At 60.7% G+C, this 1,736-nt stretch carries 2 protein-coding genes; both read right to left on the bottom strand.

All coding sequences use genetic code 11. The features are described 5' to 3' along the window. On the bottom strand, positions 1-277 hold a 277-nt coding region (locus tag WA354_RS10680), incomplete at its 3' end, for a hypothetical protein (RefSeq protein ID WP_472812994.1). Continuing rightward, the coding region (mutS, locus tag WA354_RS10675; protein ID WP_472812993.1) for a DNA mismatch repair protein MutS at positions 274-1,736 on the bottom strand (1,463 nt) is incomplete at its 5' end. The genes WA354_RS10680 and mutS, both read right to left, overlap by 4 nt.

Below are 1,736 nucleotides of genomic sequence, written 5' to 3'. Positions count from 1 at the left end.
CCGCCTGCGCCGACGCGATCGGAGCGAGCGCATCGCGCAGGCGGTTCACCGTCCCGCCTTCCACATCCACGCAGCGCGCGGCTTTCGCGCAACAAAATCCGGTGGCCTCTTCGAGCAGGTCTCGTGTCTGCTGTGCATCGGTTACGTTGCGCTTGAACAGAATGATGCCGCCCGGACGCACCAGCCGCAGCCAGGCGCGTTCGAGGCCCGTCAGCTCTGTTCCCCCCAGTCCCACCACCAGCAGACTTCCAGCCGCGTGTCGCACCGTCGCACTCATGATTTCTCCTTGAGCTCCTGCTGCAACTCCTCCAGCAGATTCAAAGCCTGCAGCGGCGTCAACGCATTCACATCGACAGCCTCAATGCGATCCACGATGCGTTGCGACAACGGCGTAAAAATCGTCATCTGCATTGGTTCCGGAGCTGTCTCTACCTGAACACTCTGCCGCTCCTGTTTCTCATGTTGTCTTAATACGTGTTTGGCCCGATCGATCACCACCGCAGGCAATCCGGCCAACTTTGCTACCTCAATACCGTAACTCTTGCTCGCAGCTCCCGGCTCAATCGTGTGCAGAAAAACAATTCCGCCCGCGCCTTCTTTCACGCCGACACGCAGGTTGCGCACCCGCGGCAACTTCTCCGCCAGCATCGTCAACTCGTGATAGTGCGTTGCAAAAAGCGTGCGCGCGCCCGTCTCCGCATGCAGATACTCAACCGTGGCCCACGCCAGCGAGAGCCCATCGAACGTTGCCGTCCCGCGTCCCATCTCGTCGAGCAGAATCAGCGACCGCTTCGTCGCCGTATTCAGGATCGTCGCCGTCTCCGTCATCTCCACCATAAAGGTGGAGCGCCCGCGCGCTACATTATCGCTGGCTCCGATACGCGTGTAGATGCGATCGACCAATCCCAACCGCAAACTCTGCGCCGGAACAAAACCCCCCATCTGCGCCATCAGCACCAGCATCGCCGCCTGGCGCAGGTAGGTGCTTTTGCCGCCCATGTTGGGGCCGGTGATCAGCAGAAGACTTGGCCCTAACTCGCTGGAGTTGATATACAGATCGTTCGCGATGAACCTCCCGTCGCGTGTTTCCTCCATCCACTGCTCAATCACCGGATGGCGCGCCGCTACTGCTTCGAGCACCGGTTCCTCCGCCAAAACCGGCCGCACGTACCGCCGCAGTGCCGCTAGGTGCGCAAAGTTCGTCAGCAGGTCCGCCTCCGCCACTGCTGCCGACGTCCGCCGAATTCTCCCAGCCGCTTGCAGCACCTTCGCTCGAAGATCCGCAAAGATCCGCTTCTCGATCTCGATGCAGCGATCATGCGCGGTGAGAATCTTGACCTCGTACTCCTTCAACTCCGGTGTCGTAAATCGCTCGGCGTTTACCAGGGTCTGCTTGCGCTCATAGTCTGCCGGAGCCATCGCGAGGTTCGATTTTGTGATCTCGATGTAATACCCGAACACGGAGTTGTAGCGCACCTTCAGCGAACCAATCCCTGTCCGCGTCCGCTCCCGCTCCTCGATCGCTGCAATCGACTGCCGCCCCGTGCTCGATGTCCCTCGCAGTTCATCCAGTTCGGAGTCCACACCAGCCGCAACTGCACCTCCATCCGCCATCGTCAACGGAGGCTCCGCAACCAGCGTAGTCGCAATTCGCGCCGTCACATCTTCCAGCGTGTCGAGACGCCCAATCAGTTCCCGCCACAACGGCGCTTGCATCGGCTCCATCGCCGCCTTAA

The organism is Occallatibacter sp. (assembly GCF_049802275.1).
In the GTDB taxonomy this organism is placed as follows: domain Bacteria; phylum Acidobacteriota; class Terriglobia; order Terriglobales; family Acidobacteriaceae; genus Telmatobacter.
The sequence above is the reverse complement of the archived record's forward strand: the minus strand, read 5'-3'. Positions and strand labels throughout refer to the sequence as shown.